Source organism: Erythrobacter sp. SCSIO 43205 (genome assembly GCF_019904235.1).
Taxonomy (GTDB): domain Bacteria; phylum Pseudomonadota; class Alphaproteobacteria; order Sphingomonadales; family Sphingomonadaceae; genus Erythrobacter.
Genome location: NZ_CP063202.1, coordinates 3,209,504 through 3,230,178, shown reverse-complemented (window position 1 = coordinate 3,230,178; position 20,675 = coordinate 3,209,504). Strand labels below are relative to the sequence as shown.

Annotated in this window: 18 protein-coding genes and 1 riboswitch; of the genes, 11 read left to right on the top strand and 7 right to left on the bottom strand. The window is 57.5% G+C overall.

Going from position 1 to position 20,675, the window contains the following annotated elements:
* The first annotated feature begins 102 nt into the window (after positions 1 to 102).
* The 10 genes from INR77_RS15155 to gcvPB all read left to right on the top strand — a co-directional run bounded on the left by INR77_RS15155 (position 103) and on the right by gcvPB (position 13,396).
* A complete protein-coding gene (locus INR77_RS15155; RefSeq protein WP_223071833.1) occupies positions 103 to 2,001 on the top strand; it encodes a hypothetical protein in 1,899 nt (632 codons plus the stop codon).
* A 113-nt stretch (positions 2,002 to 2,114) separates the two neighbouring features.
* A complete protein-coding gene (locus INR77_RS15150) occupies positions 2,115 to 3,851 on the top strand; it encodes a hypothetical protein (RefSeq protein WP_223071832.1) in 1,737 nt (578 codons plus the stop codon).
* A gap of 141 nt (positions 3,852 to 3,992) precedes the next feature.
* Positions 3,993 to 6,497, top strand: coding sequence for a hypothetical protein (locus tag INR77_RS15145; protein ID WP_223071831.1), 2,505 nt, complete (start codon positions 3,993 to 3,995; stop codon positions 6,495 to 6,497).
* 167 nt (positions 6,498 to 6,664) lie between these two features.
* Positions 6,665 to 7,285, top strand: a complete 621-nt coding sequence (locus INR77_RS15140) for a hypothetical protein (protein WP_223071830.1) — start codon at positions 6,665 to 6,667, stop codon at positions 7,283 to 7,285.
* A 26-nt stretch (positions 7,286 to 7,311) separates the two neighbouring features.
* Entirely contained in the window at positions 7,312 to 8,085 is a 774-nt protein-coding gene (locus tag INR77_RS15135; RefSeq protein WP_223071829.1) for a hypothetical protein, read from the top strand.
* Between the two features lie 12 nt (positions 8,086 to 8,097).
* A complete protein-coding gene (locus tag INR77_RS15130) occupies positions 8,098 to 8,463 on the top strand; it encodes a hypothetical protein (protein ID WP_223071828.1) in 366 nt (121 codons plus the stop codon).
* A gap of 139 nt (positions 8,464 to 8,602) precedes the next feature.
* A riboswitch (glycine riboswitch) is annotated at positions 8,603 to 8,702 on the top strand.
* Positions 8,703 to 8,866: 164 nt separating this feature from the next.
* Positions 8,867 to 10,015, top strand: coding sequence for a glycine cleavage system aminomethyltransferase GcvT (gene gcvT, locus INR77_RS15125; RefSeq protein ID WP_255573821.1), 1,149 nt, complete (start codon positions 8,867 to 8,869; stop codon positions 10,013 to 10,015).
* 3 nt (positions 10,016 to 10,018) lie between these two features.
* On the top strand, positions 10,019 to 10,390 hold the full coding sequence (gene gcvH / locus INR77_RS15120; RefSeq protein WP_223071827.1) for a glycine cleavage system protein GcvH: 372 nt from the start codon (positions 10,019 to 10,021) through the stop codon (positions 10,388 to 10,390).
* Positions 10,391 to 10,424: 34 nt separating this feature from the next.
* Complete coding sequence (gene gcvPA / locus INR77_RS15115) at positions 10,425 to 11,816, top strand: aminomethyl-transferring glycine dehydrogenase subunit GcvPA (protein WP_223071826.1); 1,392 nt, start codon at positions 10,425 to 10,427, stop codon at positions 11,814 to 11,816.
* Positions 11,813 to 13,396: an aminomethyl-transferring glycine dehydrogenase subunit GcvPB gene (gene gcvPB / locus INR77_RS15110; protein ID WP_223071825.1), complete on the top strand. Its 1,584-nt coding sequence runs from the start codon at positions 11,813 to 11,815 to the stop codon at positions 13,394 to 13,396. The genes gcvPA and gcvPB overlap by 4 nt, the downstream gene beginning before the upstream one ends.
* Positions 13,397 to 13,410: 14 nt before the next feature.
* On the opposite strand, the gene INR77_RS15105 is transcribed toward gcvPB, so the two are convergent.
* Positions 13,411 to 14,736 carry a lipopolysaccharide biosynthesis protein gene (locus INR77_RS15105; RefSeq protein ID WP_223071824.1) on the bottom strand — a complete coding sequence of 442 codons (1,326 nt, stop codon included), beginning with the start codon at positions 14,734 to 14,736 and terminating at the stop codon, positions 13,411 to 13,413.
* A 135-nt stretch (positions 14,737 to 14,871) separates the two neighbouring features.
* On the opposite strand from INR77_RS15105, the gene INR77_RS15100 reads away from it, so the two are divergent.
* Positions 14,872 to 15,600, top strand: coding sequence for a hypothetical protein (locus tag INR77_RS15100; protein WP_223071823.1), 729 nt, complete (start codon positions 14,872 to 14,874; stop codon positions 15,598 to 15,600).
* Here the strand turns inward: INR77_RS15100 and mmsB are convergent, their stop codons facing one another.
* From mmsB to INR77_RS15070, 6 genes are all read right to left on the bottom strand, one after another.
* Positions 15,601 to 16,473 carry a 3-hydroxyisobutyrate dehydrogenase gene (gene mmsB / locus INR77_RS15095; RefSeq protein WP_223071822.1) on the bottom strand — a complete coding sequence of 291 codons (873 nt, stop codon included), beginning with the start codon at positions 16,471 to 16,473 and terminating at the stop codon, positions 15,601 to 15,603.
* A complete protein-coding gene (locus INR77_RS15090) occupies positions 16,470 to 16,757 on the bottom strand; it encodes a hypothetical protein (RefSeq protein ID WP_223071821.1) in 288 nt (95 codons plus the stop codon). Before INR77_RS15090 ends, mmsB begins: the two co-directional genes overlap by 4 nt.
* A 16-nt stretch (positions 16,758 to 16,773) precedes the next feature.
* Positions 16,774 to 17,568, bottom strand: coding sequence for an enoyl-CoA hydratase-related protein (locus INR77_RS15085; RefSeq protein WP_223071820.1), 795 nt, complete (start codon positions 17,566 to 17,568; stop codon positions 16,774 to 16,776).
* Entirely contained in the window at positions 17,565 to 18,626 is a 1,062-nt protein-coding gene (locus INR77_RS15080; RefSeq protein WP_223071819.1) for an enoyl-CoA hydratase/isomerase family protein, read from the bottom strand. Before INR77_RS15080 ends, INR77_RS15085 begins: the two co-directional genes overlap by 4 nt.
* Positions 18,619 to 19,029, bottom strand: coding sequence for a VOC family protein (locus INR77_RS15075; protein WP_223071818.1), 411 nt, complete (start codon positions 19,027 to 19,029; stop codon positions 18,619 to 18,621). The genes INR77_RS15080 and INR77_RS15075 overlap by 8 nt, the downstream gene beginning before the upstream one ends.
* 391 nt (positions 19,030 to 19,420) lie before the next feature.
* Positions 19,421 to 20,566 carry an acyl-CoA dehydrogenase family protein gene (locus INR77_RS15070; RefSeq protein ID WP_223071817.1) on the bottom strand — a complete coding sequence of 382 codons (1,146 nt, stop codon included), beginning with the start codon at positions 20,564 to 20,566 and terminating at the stop codon, positions 19,421 to 19,423.
* Between the last annotated feature and the right edge of the window lie 109 nt (positions 20,567 to 20,675).

The following is a 20,675-nucleotide window of genomic DNA, read 5'->3' as shown; positions in this document are numbered from 1 at the left end:
AAAGCGCCAAGGCCATTCAGGGGGTGGTCCGAGCGCCATACTGTTGAAAATCCCCAGAGAACCCTGCGGCGGTTAGGCGCAGGCAATTCGAAAGGAAATACGATGAAGTCAGTAATTTATACAGGTGCGTCCGTTCTTGCTTTGGCAGCGGCAACGCCGATTTTCGCACAGGCCACTGTTCCAGCAGACTGCGTGGGTGCAACTGGCAACTGCAGCGTCATTGACACCGTAGGCACGGATAACACCGCCACCGTTGATCAGGATGCGACTGGCAATGTCTCCGAAATTCTTCAGGATGGCGATACTTTGGCGGCCACAGTGACCCAAGGCGGCGCGACTGGCTTCAATCTTTCCAACGTGGACCAATCAGGCACGAACAGCTCGGCCACAGTGACGCAAGAAGGCTTTGACCTTGGTTCGCCAGACGTGGAAACCAACGACAGCGACATCACTCAAACGGGCGACAACCAGACCGCGTCTGTTACTCAGGTTGGCGATGCCAACTCATCGGTCGCAGACCAGTCCGGCGTCGATAAACAGGCAACCGTCGTTCAGGGCGGCTTCGACAACAGCTCGAGCCTCGTTCAATCGGGCGCCGATGCGACCGTGGCTGATGTGCTGCAGGATGGCGATGGCAATGACTCGATCATCTCGCAGGCTTCCGCAACGCAGCTTCAGACTGCAGACGTCGATCAAACGGGTGATTTCAACTCGTCAGACATCGACATGGCAGCGGGCAGCAGCGGCACCGCAACTGTGGCGCAGTCGGGCGACGATAACGTCTCTGATGTCGACTACCTCGCTGGTAGTCGCGGCAATGCGACTGTCGATCAGAGCGGTGATCGCAACACGTCGAATGTCATTCTTGACCGTTTCAGCCTTGATGCAACCGTCGATCAAAGCGGGGATGACAACACCTCCGACATTTTCATGGGTGGTCCGTTCTCATCGCGCACCACGGTCGACCAAAGCGGTGATCGCAACAGTTCGACCGTTGATCAGGGTCTGGCGAGCAATGGTGGTGTCGACATCGACAATCTCATCACCCAGTCGGGCGATGATAACACCTCAACCGTGACGCAGGACAATGTCAGCAGGGCTGACGCAACCGTTACCCAGTCGGGCGACACCAACACCAGCACCGTCAATCAGGAAAGCGGCGGCGACACGATGTTCGCGACCGTCGAGCAGCTTGGTGATGGCAACGATGCGCAAGTCGTTCAAACCGGCGATGCTGGCGGTGCTGGCTCTCCGAACGACGCATCAGTCATTCAGGTTGGCAACACCAACTTTGCCGGGATTGAGCAAAGCGGCAATGCACGCGGCGAGACTGCCGTGATCTTCCAGGCGATTGACGTATCGGATAGTGGTGCTGGCATCATTCAAACAGGTGACGCAGCAGCAGGCGGTGCGGCAAACCTCAACGGGGCTCTGATTGATCAGAGCGGGGGACAGTTCAACACATCCTTCGTTGAGCAAAGCGGCACTGGCAATGAAGCCGAGAGCATTCAAAACGGCTCTTTCCACTCCTCACTCGTGATCCAGACCGGTCTGAGCGGCCTTGTCCAGATCGACCAGATCAGCTCGAACAACGACAGCTCGGTCGAACAGGCGGGCGATAGCAACCAGGCCTTGATCAACATGGAAGGCGCCGATGGTATCAGCGGCACGTTCCAATACGGCGGCATTGGCAACATCACCGACGTTTCGCAAACCGGCGATGGTAACGAAAGCCAGGTGGAGCAATCATTTGCTGGCGGTGACGGCAATGAAGCAAACGTAACCCAGTCGGGTGCAGGCAACACCAGCATCATCGGGCAGGGCAACAATCTCCTGAGCGATCTCAACATCGCAACAGTTGACCAGCAGGGCGATGATAACCTCAGCCTGCTCGCTCAGGATGGCGCCAACAACCAGGCCACGGTTACCCAGCTGAGCAACGGGTCGGTTTCCGACCTCACGCAGACCGGCAGCGGCAACGTGATCACGGTTACGCAATAACACAAGGGGCCTTCAGGGCAGGCTCAAGGGCTTGCCGTGAAGGCCTGAACGCTTTGCAAATCTAGGTGAAAACCCATAGGCTCGCAGCCCAGAATCAGGGGAAAGAGATAACCATGAAAAGTCTTATCTACACAGGCGCATCAGCACTCGCTCTCGCAGCAGCAGCGCCAGCATTCGCTCAGGCAACCGTTCCGCCCGCGTGCGTTGGCGCAACCGGTAACTGCAGTGTCGTCAACACCAATGGTTCAGGCAACTCTGTTGCTGTCGATCAATCGGCCGGAACAGGCAATGTGTCGGACATCGTCCAATCGGGTGACAATCTTGATGCTTCTGTGACTCAAGGCGCAGACAACAATATCTCCAACGTCGATCAGGAAGCCACTGGGGCTACGCCGATCGATACGGCGGCTACCGTCAATCAAGTGGGCGGTGCTGATTCGGTCATCACTCAAGCGTCTTCGGGCGACAATGCGAGCGGTATCGTCGCTGATGTTCTCCAAGACGGTGCAAGCACCTCTGATGTTGCACAAGTTTCAAGCGGCAATGACAGCGTGCTTATCAGCTCAACGGTTACCCAGACCGGCGATGCAAACGCATCGATCATTCTGCAAAACGATGTTGGTTTCGACAGCGCGGTTCTCGAAGTCGAAGTCGAGCAAGAAGGAACGGGCAACCTTGCCGATGTGAACCAATCGGGCACCGACAACCTTGCGACTGTCTTCCAACAAGCTGACGATGGCGTTGCTGTGATCATTCAGGCTGATGAATTGCAGGACGCTGACATTCAGCAAGCGGGCGATCTCAACGAAGCCGGGATTGATCAATCAAACCTTGGTAACACCGCTGCCATTCTGCAAACCGGTGATGAAAACCTCGCAACTGTAACCCAAACGGGCGAAGACGCGCTTGCTGCGGTGACGCAAACGGGTCTGGGCAATGACGCGGATGTTGCTCAAGCAGGTGCCTTCAATGAGGCAACGGTGATCCAAACCGGCGATGACAACATCGCGGTTGTCGATCAGGCTACCGGCTCGGTCGAAGGCTTCAGCTCTGCCAACATTCAACAAGATGGTGTGAGCGGTAGCGCGACGATCAACCAGAATGATGACGCGAATGGTGAATTCGCCCTGATCCTTCAGGGCGTTGATACGGACACTAACACGGCGACGATCACTCAGACTGGCGCTGTCGCAAGCCTTTCCACGAACGAGGCGCTGATTGATCAAGTCTCTGGCGAAGGCAATGTCTCCTTGATCGTTCAAGGCGACACCACCAGCGTTGGCGGTGTCGTGGAAAATGGAGTTCTTAACGTCGCTGAATCGACACAGGACGGGGACTTCAACGATTCGATTATCGGTCAGGGCGGCGTAAGCCAGGTCGCCTTTGTGGACCAGATCGGCTCTGATAATGTCAGCCAGGTGTTCCAAGGCACTCTTGGCGGCGACGGCAACACCGCGAACGTCACGCAAACCGGGACAGGCCTTGGCCTTTCCACATCGCAGGTCTTCCAAGATGGCAACGGCAACGAAGCCACTTTGACGCAAGGTGGCGGCGAGCTGAACGCCAGCGTCATCGATCAAGGCCTTGGCGGGGGTGACAACAACCTCGCCGACGTGACGCAGGATGGCTCTGAGAACGACAGTGAAGTGCTCCAGAATGCCTTCAGCATCGGGGCAGATAATATTGCCACCGTACTTCAAGAAGGCATTGGAAACGTCAGCCTGATCGAACAGGACGGCGATCTCAACAATGCGAGCGTGTCACAATATGACGGCAGCTCTTCTACCGTTTTCCAAGACGGTACTGGCAACACGGCTACGGTGACTCAAGGGGCACCGGGGGCGCTCTAAGCCGATCTGGTGAACTTTGTGGGCGGGCGATCAAACGCCCGCCCAAATTGTTTAAGCCTACCTTGTCTTGGCGCGTTACTGCCAGGACACCTCACTCAGCTTTGAGGTTAAATAGGCTGACGTAGAATTGGGGGGAATCTAATGAAATCGATTATCTATGCAGGCGCGTCTGTGCTCGCACTCGGCGCAGCATCCGCAGCTTTGGCTCAGGCTACCGTGCCGCCAGCGTGTGTGGGCGCCACTGGCAATTGCAGCGTCATTGACACGAGCGGCACCAACAACTCCGCCAGCGTTGACCAATCGACTGGCACCGGCAATGTTTCGGACATCGTACAGGATGGCGAAAACCTGACGGCGAGCGTGACGCAGGGTGCCGATAGCAACATCTCGAATGTCGGGCAGGAAACCACGGGCGCAAACCCGCAGAATATTACCGCGACAGTTACGCAAGCGGGCGGCGCTGATTCAGTTGTAGACCAGATTGTCAGCGGCGATGACATGGACGGCATGAGCGCAATCGTCGATCAAAACGGGGCGAGTACGTCCGACATTGTTCAGACATCGGTAAATAACAACGTCACCACCAACATCAGCGCAAGCGTTACGCAAGTGGGCGATGCCAATGCGTCGATCATCACCCAGTCAGACAATGGCGGCGGCACCGATCAAAATCTGGTCGCAACCGTGACTCAGAACGGCACTGGCAACACTTCTGATGTGATCCAGAACAATCGCGAACAGGACGCGGTCGTCGAACAGACAGGCGATGATGCCACATCGACCGTGATCCAGAACGGCCAGACGGCGGACGCCTTCGTCACGCAAAGCGGCATGGGTAACACATCGATCGTCGATCAGGCTGGCTTTGGCAATACCGCTAACGTGGACCAGACCGGTGGCGACAACCTTGCTGTTGTGGATCAGGCATCGGGCGTAACCGATGGCAACAATACAGCCACCATTGGACAAGATGGCGATCGTGGCACGGCCGAGGTTTTCCAAGTTGATCAGGCGCGAGCGGATAGCGCTACCATTGATCAGCAGTTGGGGACCACGGACAATATTGCCTCTATTGTGCAAACTGGCGATGACACTTCGGGATCGCCCGTTACCGATAATGAGGCGTCAATCACCCAGTTCAATGGAGCTGACAATACGTCAACCATCGTGCAGGGCGACACCACCATCTTTGGCGGCGTGGTCACTGGCGGCACCGAGAACCAGGCATCCAGCGTACAGGCCGACGGCAATCAAGAATCGCTTATCGTTCAGGGCGGCAACTCGCAATTCGCAACGGTTCAGCAGTTTTTTTCTGACAATGTGAGCCAGGTTCTTCAGGGCACTGTTGACGGTAGCGACAACAATGCCACGGTCGTGCAGACGGGCATCGGCCCGGATGCCAGCACCTCTGTTGTGGTTCAAGACAGCGACTTTAACTCAGCCACAGCCACCCAAGGCGGCGGCTCAGGCAATGAGAGCCTGATCGAACAAGGCTTTGTCGGTGGAGCAGGTGTGGGCGGGGATTCCAACCTTGCCGATGTCACTCAAAACGGTTCGTTCAACTCCAGCGACGTGCTGCAAAACTCGTTTGATCTAGGCAGCGGGAACTCTGCAACTGTTGCGCAAACGGGCGATGACAATGTGAGCGCGGTTGAGCAGGACTTCTCGAACAATATCGCGAATGTGACGCAGACTGCCAATGGGAACACTTCTGATGTGTTTCAATTGACCGATGGCAACAGCGCGACAGTCGAACAATTTGGCGATGACAACACATCGCTCGTCGATCAGTCCTCTGCGATTGCCGATACGGCAGCTGTATTGCAAACAGGCACGGGCAACGAGACGTCGATCACTCAGGCCAGCAGCAATGGCGGCAGCAGCGCCGACACCATCCAGGCTGGTACTGATAACATCGCGACTATTGATCAGTCGGGCACAGCGGACACTGCCACCGCCTTTATCTTCCAGCAATTGGATGCACTTACCAGTGAGGCGACGATCAACCAGACGGGCGGTCTTGATAACGGTGCATTGATTGATCAGAGCGGGGGTGCCGATAACACCTCTACAATCAATCAACCCGATAACAGCGGCATTTCTGCTCAGAACACCGCCGAGAACATTCAGGTCGGTAACACCAACAGCTCTACGATTGATCAGGACGCGTTTGATTCCACAATCTTTGTTGATCAGATTGGTGATGGAAACTCGTCAATCGCCTCGCAAGGGGGGGATGGGAGTAACACGATTGATGTTACGCAAACCGGTAATAGCAACATTAGCAACATCAATCAGGTGCCCGCTGGTGCCTTGGGCTTCGCCAACGCTGCCACTCTTGTCCAAACTGGTGACACCAACACCAGCACGATCAATCAAGGGCTGAATACGATCAGTGACGGGCTCAGCGCCGATGTGCTTCAAGAAGGCCATGGCAACACCAGCATCATCAATCAGGATGGCGTCTTCTTCGGATTTGGCAACACGATTGACGTTGATCAGCTGGCAGATGGCGCAAGTAGCACGATCACCCAGTCTGGCGATCAAAACTCAATCACTGTTAGCCAATTTACCGATGCTCACGTCTCGGATGTGACGCAGGCTGGCACTGGTAACACCGCGACGGTAACGCAAGGCGCGCCGTAAACGAGAAAAAGCGATTGCCGGGCGGGCGCATTTGCCTTGCCCGGCGCATTTGCCTTGCCCGGCGATGTCAATCTGGGAGTAATGATTGCTCAGCTAAGGAAACGGTGGCTAGGGGATGTGCTTCAAGCCTCTCGCCATGGGCGGCGTAATCAGTTAGGATCGACACCATGAAATGCAAAGCTTCAAGCATCCTTGCCCTTTGCGCAAGTCTTATTGCCACCATGGGTGCGACCCCGGCCTTTGCTCAAACACAGGTCAGTGCGCCTGATACAGGGCCCTTTGACGGCGTCTTTGTTGAGCAGATTGGCGATGACAACTCTGGCTCTTTCAGCCAGTCCAACGCCGAACAAAATGCCGAAGTCACTCAGGATGGCGACAACAACACCGCGCAGGTCGCGCAGTTTGGCGATGGCGATCACTTTGCCGCAATTGACCAGACTGGTGGCGACAATCTTGCCTCAGTCACTCAAGGCGGTTCGGCGCAGACCGTTGCGCTGCTTACGCAAACGGGTGATGCCAACACGATCTTGCTTTCGCAAAACGACAACGGGCTGACCGGATCAGGCGCAGCGATTGCGCAAAATGGCACAGGCAATCTGGCGACGCTTATTCAGGATGGTGACAACAATCAGGCAATCCTTGCGCAAAATGGCGACAACAACACGATGAGCGCAACGCAAGTGGGCTCTGGCAATGCTCTGGAGTGGACGCAAAATGGCAATGGCTTGCCGGATATGAGCGTTATTCAAACCGGCGGCGCCACAGCTATCATCACACAGGGCAATTGAACCAGTCGAAGGTGAGGAGCCGCGTCATGCGAGGGACAGTACAGGGCCAGACCATCACAGCGGTAAAATTGAGCCTTGTCACTCTGGCCGTTTTGCCTTGCGCCTTTGCGTCGGCTCAAGACGCCCCCCAAGACGCCGCGCAAGACGTACCGCGCGAGGCAAGCGCATTTGTTGAGCAAGCACCTGAGGATGCCTCCTCCAAGGTCTATTTTCCCGATGCGATTACGCCTGAAAGCGTGGCCGCTGCTCGTGCACGAGCGGCGCAGCAACAACAAATCGAAGCGGCCAGAGGGGGTGAAGACGCATCGCTTTCTCAGGTGTCTGCCTCTGGCGACACTCAAAACGATGTCTCACAAGTCGCAGCTAGATCGGCTGACCCTGCGCTGGCGCAATTGACGCCGGCAGAACGGCAAGTGCTGCTCGAAGCGGTTGAAGGCACTGATATTTGCGAACGTGGCAGCGATATACCCGCGCTCAAGGAATTGTGTGACGCGCGGATTGAGACACGTTCTGAAGAATTTGGCGAAGCGCGCGCCTCGTCGGCTGAGGACAGCCTGCTTGGCGGCGGGCTTGATGCAGGGCGCACGGCGACACTTCAGGCGGCGATTGCCCGGCTGGCGGGGGCGGATGCGAACCCTGCGAATTTCGATAATCAAGTGGTCGCCTCGGTTGCGCTTAACAATCAGGCATTAAGCGATGCGCAGGCCACGGCCGCTGAGGGTGATCCCACCGCTGGCCTTTCGCCAGAAACGCAAGGCCTCGTAAACGCCATTGTACAGCAGCTTGGCGGCGGCGGGTGACCCGGCAACACCATGAGCAAGCTTGGCCAGATCATCGCAGCAACCGCATCGCTCCTTATGCTTGGCGCAGGCGCTAGCATGGCGAGCGCATCGTCCCAGCAGCGCGCCTTGTCGCTCAATGTGATCGAAGGATCAGACACGGTTGAGGTCCAGGTTATCGCTGACAGTGCGCTCACCCAGCAGGTTGAGTTTGAGGTTGAATTGTCAGGGGCATCCCATTCGCGCCACAAATCCAATGTCACGCTTGCTTCGGGCAACCGTCAGGTGCTCTCGCGGTTAAAGATCAACACCACCCAAAGCTGGTGCGCCAAGCTTATCGTGAGCGAGGCAAGCGGAGAGCAATATACGCTCACCGCGGGTGAATGCGGCCTAATCTGACCGCTTAGCACGCTCGTCCCTCACATTTGGGATGGCGCCTCGCCATTTTCGCACAAATATTTCGCCAAAAGCTGCGTCTGCTGATTGACGGGGCTCTTCGCATCCGCAACATGGATTGCGCCTGCCGGAAGTGATTCTGGCGTCTCTCGCGGGAGAGATCGGGATTTCCAGAAATGGGCCCTGGCGCCGAAGGAGCAACCGCCCCGGAAACTCTCAGGCAAATGGACCGCGAAAAGGCATAGGCACTCTGGAAAGCGTGAGGGCGGTATTGTCCGTTTGCCTCACCACCGAAGGGGAAGGCTTGCGTGTCCGCGCGCTCGCTTAAGCTCTCAGGTTAACCCGACAGAGGGGGCAAGACCTGCGTCTTTGGGCGCCCTTGCACCTGTTATTCGGGGAACAATTTTTGAGCGACCAATCAATTGACGAAACGCCAGAAGAGGCAGTGGAACTGGGCAGGCTCCCGCTCGACCAGTGGCACCGCGACCACGGCGCGCGCATGGTGCCGTTTGCGGGCTATGAAATGCCAATCCAATATGAAGGTATCGTTGCCGAGCACGAGTGGACGCGATCAAGCGCAAGCCTGTTCGATGTAAGCCACATGGGGCAGTTGACGGTGCACTCACCTGAGGATGATCCGACGCTGGGCGCGCGCGAGCTTGAAAAACTGCTGCCCGGCCTCATCACATCGCTCAAACCCGGCAAGATGCGCTACTCCATGCTGCTCACCGAAGAGGGCGGGGTGATCGATGATCTGATGGTCACCAACACTGGCCCGCATCTGGGGCTGGTGGTGAACGGCGCGTGCAAGTGGGACGACATTGCCCATCTTCGCGAACATCTCGCTGATGAGGTGACGCTCACCCACCAGGACGAGTTTGCGCTGCTCGCATTGCAGGGGCCCAAAGCTGGCGAGGTGTTGGAGGCGTTGGTGCCCGGCACGGCTGCGCTCACTTTCATGACCGCCGGCCTGTTTGAATTTGACGAAGGCCATATCTGGGTCAGCCGCGCGGGCTACACCGGGGAAGATGGGTTTGAAATTTCGGTCCATGAAAACTCGGTTCAAAAGCTTGCCGATGCTCTGGTGGCGGACGAGCGCGTGAAGCCAGCAGGACTTGGCGCGCGCGACAGTTTGCGGCTTGAGGCAGGCCTTCCGCTTTATGGCCATGACCTCACGCTCGACATTGATCCGGTAAGCGCTGATCTCACCTTTGCGCTTTCCAAAAAGCGCCGCGAGGGTGGGGGGTATTTGGGCCATGCACCAGTTATGGAGGCCTTCAACAATGGGCCTGTGACCAAGCGCGTCGGCCTCAAACTCGAAGGCCGGATGCCCGCACGCGAAGGCGCCGAGGTCTATTCCGGCGACACCAAAGTCGGCGTGGTTACCAGTGGAGGCTTTTCGCCCACCTTGGGCCAACCCATCGCCATGGCTTTCGTCGATGCAGCCCACTCGCAAGAAGGAACTGAGCTTACCTGCAAGGTGAGGAACAAGAGCTTGCCTGCAATCGTTTCACCCATGCCCTTCGTGGCCCACAAATACTTCAGAGGAACTTGAATTATGCCGCGCTATTTCACCGATGAACACGAATGGATCGACGTCGAGGGCGAAAGCGCGACCGTCGGCATCACCGACTATGCGCAAGAGCAATTGGGCGACATCGTCTTCGTCGAACTCCCCAGCGTTGGCACGATGCTCGACAAGGGCGGCGATGCGGCTGTGGTCGAAAGTGTGAAAGCGGCAAGCGACGTTTACGCTCCCATCTCCGGCGAAGTGACCGAAGGCAATGACGCGCTCGAAGAAGAGCCGGCTCTGGTCAATTCCTCGCCCGAGGAAGAAGGCTGGTTTTTCCGCATGACCATCGGCGACAAGAGCGAACTCGAAGGCCTGATGGATGACAAAGGCTATAAGGCGTTCGTCGACAATCTCTGATCTTTTCCAAGCCCCTCTCACTTAGGAAAATTTGATGCGTTACCTCCCGCTAACCGATACCGACCGCAGCGATATGCTGGCCAAAATCGGCGCGAGCAGCATTGACGATCTCTTCGTCGATGTGCCCGAAGTCGCCCGTCTTGATGGCCCCATTCGCGGGCTTCCCATGCACGCGAGCGAGATGGCGGTTGAGCGCCATATGAAGCGCCTCGCGAACAAGAACACGGTTGCGGGCGACGTGCCGTTTTTCCTCGGCGCAGGGGCTTATCGTCATCATGTCCCCGCAAGCGTCGACACAGTGATCCAGCGCGGCGAGTTCCTGACCGCTTACACGCCCTACCAGCCTGAGATTGCCCAAGGCACGCTGCAAATGCTGTTTGAGTTCCAGACGCAGGTAGCAAATCTTTACGGCTGCGCGGTCGCCAATGCGTCGCTTTATGATGGGTCCACCGCGTGCTGGGAGGCGGTGGCGATGGCGACGCGCGTGACCAGAAAGAAACGCGCGGTCCTCTCCGGCGCGCTCCACCCGCATTACAGCGAAGTTGTCAAAACCATGGCGCAGTTTACTGGCGATGTGATTGCCGACAGCGCGCCTGCCATCCAGGCCGACCCTGACATGGAGGGGCTGACCGCTCGCATCGACGAGGACACTGCCTGCGTGGTCGTCCAATATCCCGATATTCTGGGCCGGATCACCGATTTGTCGGCGCTTGCTGATGCAGCGCATGACAAGGGCGCTTTGCTGGTGGTGGTGAACACAGAGCCTGTAGCACTCGGCGCGATCAAATCGCCCGGCGAGATGGGCGCAGACATCGTTGTGGGCGAGGGGCAATCACTTGGCGTTGGCTTGCAATTTGGCGGGCCGTATCTGGGTCTTTTCGCCGTGCGCGATGCAAAACACGTGCGCCAGATGCCGGGCCGTTTGTGCGGGGAGACTGTCGATGCGGAAGGGAAACGCGGCTTCGTCCTCACGCTGTCCACGCGCGAACAGCACATCCGGCGCGAGAAAGCGACGTCCAACATCTGCACCAACTCTGGCCTGTGTGCGCTGGCATTCAGTGTCCACATGACGCTGCTCGGCGAAAAGGGCCTGCGCGAGCTTGCAGCGGAAAACCACCGTCTTGCCTGCGTTGCAGCCGACCGTTTGGCGAAGGTTCCGGGCGTGTCGCTCCTCAACAATGCCTTTTTCAACGAGTTCACCATCATGCTTGACGGCAAGCCCGCGCGCGAAGTTGTGCGCTCACTTGCTGATCGCGGAGTGCTTGGCGGAGTGTCGCTCGGGCGGCTGTATCCGGGTGTTGAACGCTTGCAGCAGGCGCTGCTTGTCGCGGTCACTGAAACCACCACCGAAGACGATATTGAGACTCTCGCTAGTCAGCTTGAGGCTATCATCAAAGAGTCTGGCATCAAGGAGGCTGCCCAATGAACGCCCCGAACAAATCTGGATGGAAGCCGCAAATGGAAGTGGCTGATGCGACAGGTGAGACAGTAACCACGACCGGAAACCGTGCACTGATGCTCGAAGAGCCGCTGCTGTTTGAAATCGGCCATGCGCAAACCACTGGCGTTGACCTCCCTGAAATTGATGCATCTGCGCCAAGGCGTCTGGCTGGTCTGGAACGCGACGAGCCCATTGGCCTCGTTGGCCTGACCGAGCCCGAAGCCGTGCGTCATTACACCCGCCTCAGCCGCCAGAACTACGGTATTGATCTGGGCTTTTTCCCGCTTGGTTCGTGCACCATGAAACACAATCCACGCCTCAATGAAAAGATGGCGCGGCTCCCCGGTTTTGCCGATGTGCACCCGCTGCAACCGGTTTCCACCGTGCAGGGTGCATTGGAAGTGATGAATGAGCTTGCCCACTGGCTGCTTGACCTCACGGGAATGAACGCAGTCGCGATGAGCCCCAAGGCGGGCGCGCATGGCGAGCTTTGCGGTATCTTGTGCATCCGTGCAGCCTTGGAAGCGCGCGGTGATGCGCGTGAAGTCGTGCTGGTCCCTGAAAGCGCCCACGGCACCAACCCCGCCACGGCCGCTTTTGCCAATTACCGCGTCGAGAATATCCCCGCGACCCCTCAAGGCCGTGTGGACCTCGAAGCTCTCAAAGCCCGTCTTGGTCCAGACGTCGCGGCGGTGATGATCACCAATCCCAACACCTGCGGCCTGTTTGAACCCGACCTTCGCGAGATCAGCGATGCTGTGCACGAAGCGGGCGGCTTTGTTTATTGCGACGGAGCAAACTTCAATGCGATTGTTGGCCGGGTGCGTCCGGGCGATCTTGGCGTTGATGCAATGCACATCAACCTCCATAAAACCTTCTCCACCCCTCATGGCGGCGGTGGTCCCGGTTCTGGCCCCGTGGTGCTTTCCGAAGCGCTCGCGCCGTTTATGCCGCTTCCCTATACCGCGCGCACGAAGGATGGCGTGGTGCATCTCGTCGAAGAAGAGCAGGCCGATGAATTTGCCCGGACACACTTTGGCGGCGAAATGTCGAGCTTTGGCCGCATGACTGCCTTTCACGGGCAAATGGGGATGTTCACCCGCGCGCTCACCTATATGCTCAGCCACGGTGCCGATGGCCTGAAGCAAGTGGCTGAGGACGCGGTGCTCAACGCCAATTACATCTTGCGCAGCCTTGAAGATGTCCTCCACGCGCCCTATGCCGACAGCGGCCCGTGTATGCACGAGGCGCTGTTTGGCGATAAGGATTTTGGGGGTGGCCTCTCAACGCTCGATTTGGCCAAAGGCATGATCGACGAAGGCTTCCACCCGATGACGGTGTATTTCCCGCTTGTTGTGCATGGCGCGATGCTGGTCGAGCCGACCGAGACGGAGAGCAAGGCGACCATCGATCAATTTATCACCGCCTTCCGTTCCTTGGCTGAGCGCGCGATTGCGGGCGATGAGAGCCTCAAGCAAGCGCCATACTTCGCGCCTCGCAGGCGTCTGGATGAAACGGCGGCTGCGCGTAAGCCCAAGCTTAAGTGGGAAGCGCCAGAAGCGTAGTTCGTAGCCCGAGTTCAGGGCCTCTGATCGGGGTCAGCGGCGGGGATCTGCGCGTCCTCGTCAGGCTCCACCACGATGCGGATTTCATGCAGGTTGAGGATCGCGACGTAGAAGCCGATCACTGCAAGCGCGCTTGAGCCAAGGACCGTGAAGGCTGCGCCCAATGCGCCGTTCCAGCCGATGGCAAGATCAAGCAGGCCAAAGGCGAGGAGCGTGGGGGCTGCGCGAACCACGAAGGCTGTGCCTGCGCGCCCGGCGGAGACAAGCAGAGATTCCAAACTCGCGCCCACAAGCTCAACCGCCCCTGCGATGGAGAGGATCACCATTGCCCAGTAAAACCCGCGCCCGCGAAACTCTGGCCCGCCGATGAGATCAAGCCCGAGGCGACCGAATATGACCGCGCCAAGCACCGCGATGATCCCGCCAATCAGCGCCACATTCGCCATCCGCCGCGCGATCATCAGCGCATCTTGCTGTGAGTGGACGAGCTCTGGCAGGATGGCTTTCGAAATGACTTGAGCCAGCGCCACCAACGCCTGGCCAAGCTGGCTCGCCACGCGGAAACCGCCCAAAAGTGCAGCTCCTCCGAATGTGCCAACCAGAAGCACTACGCCCTGTTTTCCTGCTACCGTCAGGCTGCCCGACATATTGGTCGCCCACACAAATCGCCATGCGTCCTTGTGGAGCGACGGGATTTTAGTGAGGCTAATGCGCGAAAATTCGATCCGCTCATAGCGCGCGGCTGCCACCCAAAGGGCAAGCGCGACGGCTATTTCTGATGCAGCATAAGCGAGAATGAAGCCTGTGACATTCGGCATATAGGCCCAGGCCAGCACCGCTCCGGTGGTGCGCACAACAGGCTGAACCGTTTCAGCAGCCGTTGTGAGAGCGTATTTGAAATGCAGACGCAACAGCCCGGTTGGCGTTGTGCGCATCGCAAGCAGTGAGATGATGCAATAGCCGAAAGTCAGCCACAGCAGGTCTGACGGCAAGGGAAGCCAATAAGACGCGCTCAACACGAGTGCGGCGGAGAGCACAGTGCCAAGGGCAAAGGAAAACAGATCTAGCGCAATGGCAAAGCCGATGGCATCGCGGGTGGCCTCTTGCGATGGCTCACCGCCATTTTCGCCGCCATTGGCTCCCCAGCGAACGATAAATTGCCAAGTCTGGAAACTTGCCACTCCAGTAACCACCAGGCCAAGCGTGATGATCGTGGCAAAATGGCCAAATTGCTCAAGCCCAAGTGAGCGCGCGGCGAGCGCCAGATACACAAGGCTGAGCAGCGCGTTGATCCCGCGTCCCCCTAAAAGCCAGCCGATATTGGTAAAGAGGCGCTGCATCAGCGAATTTTTCCGAAACTTCCCTTGCCGAAGCGAACCCAAGACCCGCTTAAGTCACGCGCATAGCAAGGAAAGTACCGGATGCGACAACAATTTGTCGCCTGTGCGGTAAAGCAAGACTAGGACTTGTGACCAATGCGCATCATTTTTTCACGCAAGGGCTTCGATTCCAGTGCCGGCGGCGGACCATCGCCAATCGTTGATGGTGCGCCTGTGACCCTCCCCATTCCAGCAGGAGCGGCGAGCCAAACGACTTATGGTGATCTGGGGCTAGCTGAATACGCGGCCAAGGCGAGCCGTGGGAAATTAGGCGCGAGCGATCTGTGCCATCACGACCCGATGTTCCTTGACAACGGCACCTGCGTTTTCGGGCAATGCGGCGCGGCGCAAACCCATCTTGAGCGGCAGGGGGTTGGGCTTGGCGATGTATTCCTCTTCTTTGGCCTTTTTGCCGAAGAGGACACGGGAAAGCCGCATCACCGCATCTTTGCCTATTTGCGCGTTGAGGAGATCGTGCCTTTGGCGGGCGGTGCGCCGACGAGTGATCTTGTGCAGCTTGGCCACCCCCATGCGTTAGCGATGCACCATTCCAATGACGTTGTTTGGCGCGGCGAGGGGCGGGTGGCGAGGCGTGCCAGCGAAACTCTAAGGCTAACAGTGCCAGAGGGGCCGCCAAGCCTTTGGGAGCGGCCCAATTGGCTCAGCCGCGGAGGATTATCCTATCACGATAAGCCGGAACGCTGGCTGCGCGGGGGGCGGCTGAAGAGCGTGGCGCGAGGTCAGGAATTTGTAGCGGATATTGGCCGACGCAAAGCACCGCGCGAATGGCTTGATCAGATGATCGCGGAGATCAACGGCGATTAATCAATCGTAAGTCTTGATAATCGCTGAGAAATCGAGCGCATCGTTCCCTGCGCCCAAGAAATCTTCATAGAGCGCCGCCGCGCGCGAACCCAGCGGTACCGCCGCATCCGCAGTCTCAGCCGCTTCCATCGCAAGCCGCAGGTCTTTGACCATCAACGGCGTTGCAAAGCCGCCTGCGTACCCATTGTCAGCAGGGCTCTCAACCCCAACACCGGGAAGCGGGGTGTAGGCGTTCAATGACCAATTGTAGCCCGAACTTTGCGAGCTGATTTCGTAGAATTTCTGCGGATCAAGGCCGAGCTTTTCAGCCATTTTCATCGCTTCAGCGGTGCCGATCATTGTGATCGCCAGCAGCATATTGTTGCAGATCTTGGCCGTTTGCCCTGCGCCTGCATCGCCTGCGTGGATCACCGCTTTCCCCATCGCCTGAAGGATCGGTTCAGCGCGGGTGAAAGCTTCATCGGTCCCGCCCACCATAAAGGTGAGCGTTCCGCCATTGGCTGCAGCGATACCGCCAGAAACAGGTGCATCGACCATGTCATAGCCTTGCGAAGTCGCCGCCTCGATCACTGATTTCGCGGTGGCAACATCAATGGTCGAGCAGTCGAGGAAAACCGCGCCTTTGGGCGCTGTGCCGAAGACATCGTTCTCATAAACCGATTTCACGATCCCACCATTGGGAAGCATGGAGACTACCGCTTGCGCGTCAGAGCAGGCTTCGCTCGCGCTGGTGAAGGTTGTACAACCTGCCGCCTCAGCTGCCGAACGGGCACCCTCGCTAAGATCAAAGGCGCGAACGTCGTGGCCCGCTTTTACAAGGTTTGCGGCCATGCCGCCGCCCATATTTCCAAGCCCGATAAAAGCGATTTTCATTTCTCTCTCCTGCGTTTGATCAAACGACCAATCAACGCCGCTATAAAGGCGGGGACAGCGGCAAATACACCTAGCATAAAGTAGACCCACAAGGTTTCAGAGCTAAGCTCCCTGTTCCAAGGGGTATGGTGCATGGCTTGCTCTGCGATCAAAATTGTCGCGAAGACAAACAGCCCAGCCGCAAGCCCAATCACGATGACGCGGATGCGAGTGAACCAGCCAAGGCCAATGCCAAGCGCCAAAAACAAGCCAACGAATATCTCAAGAAAAGGTGACCAATTCATCGGCTCGTCTCTCGCTTTAGCGGCCCTTCCACTGGCCTTCGCGTTTTTCGATAAATGCGGCCATGCCCTCCTGCTTGTCCTCACTCGCGGTGAGGATCTGGAAGATGCGCCGTTCCATGATGAGGCCTTGGTCAAGCGTCATTTCGAACGCAGCATTGACCATTTCTTTATTCGCAATCGCGGCCATCGGCGGCTTCGATGCAATGGTCGCCGCCGTTTTCAGCGCATCCGCGAGAAGGTCGGCTTGAGGCACCACGCGCACGACGAGGTTGGCGCGCTCTGCTTCTTCTGCGCCCATCATGCGGCCCGTCAGGCACATTTCCATCGCCTTTGATTTACCGATAGCGCGCGTGAGGCGCTGCGATCCGCCCATGCCTGGTGCCACGCCCAGATTGATCTCTGGTTGACCAAATTTGGCGTTGTCGCTCGCGATGATGAAATCCGCCATCATGGCAAGTTCGCACCCGCCGCCAAGCGCAAAGCCATTGACCGCCGCGATCCATGGTTTGCGGGTCTTTTTGACGACCTCGCTGGTCCAAGGGGCAAAGAAATCGTCCAGATAAAAGTCAGCCGCCGGTTTATCGGACATCTCTTTGATGTCTGCGCCCGCCGCAAACGCCTTCTCACCTGAACCGGTGAGGACAAGGCAACGCTGGCTGTCATCGGAATTGTAGCCGGCAAATGCGCAAGTGAGGTCCGCAAGAACCTGACTGCTGAGCGCGTTTAGTGCCTTGGGGCGGTTAAGAGTGATCAGTGATACGCCGTCATGGCCCTGCGCGTTGGTTTCGTGGATGATGGTTTCGTAGGTCATGAGAGGGGTTTCCATTCTTCGTCAGCGGGAAGGGGGGCAAAAATCTGATCGAGCAGTTCTTCGCTCACGCCTTCAGGTGTTGCGGGATCCCATTTGGGATCGTGCGTTTTGTCTACGATCACTGCGCGCACGCCCTCGGCAAAATCGGGGCGGGTCAGCACGCGCGACGCGATGCGGTATTCCATGCGCATATTGTCTGCAAAATCATCGAGCTTAAGGCTATCAGCAAGCTGACGCAGCGCCACTTTGCAGGTCTGCGGCGATTTCGTGCCGAGCGTATCACGTTCTTTTTGCGCCCATTCGTCGCCATCTGCCGCTGCCGCCTCAAGGCTTGCCAGAATGTCTTCGTAAGTGTCTGAGGCAAAATGTTTGGCGATTTTCGGGGCGTTATCCTGAATGCGCGCCGGGGGAGGTGATCCGACCGCTTCTGAGAGAATTCCCGCAATCCGATCAGGCTTTTCCGCGATGCGCGCTTTCAAAGTTTCGATCATGTCGTGCGGCGCATAATGAGTGGCGAGGCCCGCCCACAGGCATTCTTCGCCTTTCAATCGCGCGCCGGTGAGGGCCAGAAACTGTCCCAATCGCCCGCCAAGCCGCGACAAATACCATCCGCCGCCAACGTCGGGGAAAAGACCAATGCCCGTCTCCGGCATGGCGAAGCGCGTATTTTCGGTCGCGACGCGGAATTTCGCTGGCTGCGAAATGCCAACCCCGCCGCCCATCGTGACCCCGTCCATGAAAGCAACGATTGGCTTTTCATAGGTGAAAATTTGATGGTTCAGCTGATATTCGTCATGGAAGAACTTGCGGCCAGACGCTCCACCATCATTGAGCGCTGAGTTGCGCAGGAAAGCGATATCGCCGCCAGCGCAAAAGCCGCGTGACCCTTCAGCATGGTCGATGATAACCGCTTTCACATCATCATTGCTCGCCCACTCACTGAGCGCCGCGCTCATCGCATGGCACATCTCCAGCGTCAGAGCGTGAAGCGCCTTGGGGCGGTTCAGCGTGATGGTGCCAATCGGGCCATCGATACGGGTGAGAACTTGGTCAGTCATTTTTATCTTTCGCCTCAATCAGGTCCCACGTGTTGCCAAACGGATCAGCAAATGCGGCGACTGTTGCATAAGGCTCGTGCCGTGGTTCTTCCATAAATTCCACCCCTGCTGCGATAAAGCGCTCGTGTGAACTTGCGAAATCATCAGTGTGCAGGAAAAAGGCAACGGGCCCGCCGGTCTGGTTACCGAAAGCGGCGGTTTGGCTTTCGTTTGTGTCACGTGCGAGGAGCAAGCGGCCCCCAGAACCATTGGCACCAGGCGCTTCGACGACGACCCAGCGTTTGCCGTCGCCAAGGTCGGTGTCTTCCACGAGTTTGAAACCGAGTTTCTCGGCATAGAATGCAATTCCAGCGTCGTAGTCTGGCACGACAAGGGTGCTCATTGCCAAGGTTTCGGTGGTCATTTCGCCACGTCATCGCACGCCGCTTGCACTGTTGGTGGAAAAAACCGCCACGCTACAAGCCAATATGTGATTCCCGTCAGTCCGGTTGCGACCAGCCATGGCAGATACGCTACGAAGCTATCATGGGGGTCTAACGGCAAAAAAATGCCAACTGTCAGAGGGCCACCGAGCGCGAATATCCACCACCTCCCAAACTTCAAAATCTCAGTAGCAGCGATAATCAAAATAGCCGGGATGGCCGCAAATAACGCTCCGAAGAAGAATATGAACCCAAACGTGTTTGCTGGATCGATTCTTGAATACTCATCCACCGAGTAGAGCCATAAGGATATGGCTAAAGAGCCGACTAACCCGGCAACAATACATCCGAAGATAATATTCGCTGCGCGCCTCACTGCCGCAGCAAATCCCGGCCCACGATCATGCGCATCACCTGATTGGTGCCCTCAAGAATCGAATGCACGCGAAGGTCACGCCAGAAGCGTTCGATCGGATAATCCTTCAAATAGCCATAACCGCCGAACAATTGCAGCGCGTCGTTCACAACTTTGCTGCCGTTGTCGGTGGCAAGCCGTTTTGCCATTGCGGAAAAGCGCGATTTGTCAGGCGCGCCATCGGTGACTTTGGCTGCCGCGAGATAAAGCAGGGCGCGCGCTGCCTCCAGATCGGTCGCCATATCGGCGAGCATGAATTGCGTGTTCTGAAAGTCGGCGACAGGCGTATCGAACTGCTTGCGATCCTTGGTGTAAGCAATAGTTTCATCAAGGCACCTTTGCGCCCCGCCTAGCGAGCAGGCACCGATGTTCAAACGCCCCCCATCAAGGCCCATCATCGCAAAGCGGAAACCCTCGCCTTCATCGCCAATACGGTTGGCAATCGGCACGCGCGCATCTTCGAAAATGACTTGCGCAGTGGGCGACGCGTTCCAGCCGAGTTTTTTCTCAGGCGCGCCAAAACTGACGCCCGGCGTGTCCTTGTCGATGACGAGACAAGTGATGCCCTTGGTCTTGTGCTCGCCAGTGCGAACCATGCAGACATAGACATCGTTGACGCCGCCGCCTGAGATGAACTGCTTAGTGCCATTAAGGACATAATGATCACCATCAAGCCGGGCGCTGGTCTTGAGCGCTGCTGCGTCAGACCCGCTGCCCGGTTCCGTCAGGCAATAGCTGGCGATTTTGTCCATGCCGATGAGGTCAGGCAGATAGCGGTCTTTCAAATCCTGTCCGCCAAATTCGTCGATCATCCACGCGGCCATGTTGTGGATCGAGATGAAGGCGGATGTCGTGGGACAGCCATAGGCCATCGCCTCCATAATGAGCGCCGCTTCGAGCCGTCCGAGCCCGATCCCGCCGCTTTCTTCCGAGACATAGATCGCACCAAAGCCAAGCTCGGCGGTCTGTTTGATCACATCCTTGGGAAAGATGTGTTTCTCATCCCATTCCGCCGCGTGCGGCGTAATGTTGTCGGCGGTGAAGCGCTGCGCCATTTCCTGAATCGCGAGCTGGTCGTCGGTGAGGGAGAATTGTCCTTGCATAATGCGAAGGCGGTACCCCCTCCCGACGATTGAGAAAAGTACCCAAATTGATAGGCGCATTTAGCGAACACGCCGAAGGGGCGATGTGAAATTTTCTGTAACCAGGTGG

Excerpts from the sequence above, each read along its gene's own strand:
- INR77_RS15090 (WP_223071821.1), bottom strand. The coding sequence starts at position 16,757 with ATGAATTGGTCACCTTTTCTTGAGATATTCGTTGGCTTGTTTTTGGCG.
- INR77_RS15100 (WP_223071823.1), top strand. The coding sequence starts at position 14,872 with ATGCGCATCATTTTTTCACGCAAGGGCTTCGATTCCAGTGCCGGCGGC.
- gcvH (WP_223071827.1), top strand. The coding sequence starts at position 10,019 with ATGCCGCGCTATTTCACCGATGAACACGAATGGATCGACGTCGAGGGC.
- INR77_RS15085 (WP_223071820.1), bottom strand. The coding sequence starts at position 17,568 with ATGACCTACGAAACCATCATCCACGAAACCAACGCGCAGGGCCATGAC.
- INR77_RS15105 (WP_223071824.1), bottom strand. The coding sequence starts at position 14,736 with ATGCAGCGCCTCTTTACCAATATCGGCTGGCTTTTAGGGGGACGCGGG.
- INR77_RS15080 (WP_223071819.1), bottom strand. The coding sequence starts at position 18,626 with ATGACTGACCAAGTTCTCACCCGTATCGATGGCCCGATTGGCACCATC.
- gcvPA (WP_223071826.1), top strand. The coding sequence starts at position 10,425 with ATGCGTTACCTCCCGCTAACCGATACCGACCGCAGCGATATGCTGGCC.
- INR77_RS15150 (WP_223071832.1), top strand. The coding sequence starts at position 2,115 with ATGAAAAGTCTTATCTACACAGGCGCATCAGCACTCGCTCTCGCAGCA.
- INR77_RS15140 (WP_223071830.1), top strand. The coding sequence starts at position 6,665 with ATGAAATGCAAAGCTTCAAGCATCCTTGCCCTTTGCGCAAGTCTTATT.
- INR77_RS15155 (WP_223071833.1), top strand. The coding sequence starts at position 103 with ATGAAGTCAGTAATTTATACAGGTGCGTCCGTTCTTGCTTTGGCAGCG.
- INR77_RS15070 (WP_223071817.1), bottom strand. The coding sequence starts at position 20,566 with ATGCAAGGACAATTCTCCCTCACCGACGACCAGCTCGCGATTCAGGAA.
- INR77_RS15075 (WP_223071818.1), bottom strand. The coding sequence starts at position 19,029 with ATGACCACCGAAACCTTGGCAATGAGCACCCTTGTCGTGCCAGACTAC.
- gcvPB (WP_223071825.1), top strand. The coding sequence starts at position 11,813 with ATGAACGCCCCGAACAAATCTGGATGGAAGCCGCAAATGGAAGTGGCT.
- INR77_RS15130 (WP_223071828.1), top strand. The coding sequence starts at position 8,098 with ATGAGCAAGCTTGGCCAGATCATCGCAGCAACCGCATCGCTCCTTATG.
- INR77_RS15145 (WP_223071831.1), top strand. The coding sequence starts at position 3,993 with ATGAAATCGATTATCTATGCAGGCGCGTCTGTGCTCGCACTCGGCGCA.
- mmsB (WP_223071822.1), bottom strand. The coding sequence starts at position 16,473 with ATGAAAATCGCTTTTATCGGGCTTGGAAATATGGGCGGCGGCATGGCC.
- INR77_RS15135 (WP_223071829.1), top strand. The coding sequence starts at position 7,312 with ATGCGAGGGACAGTACAGGGCCAGACCATCACAGCGGTAAAATTGAGC.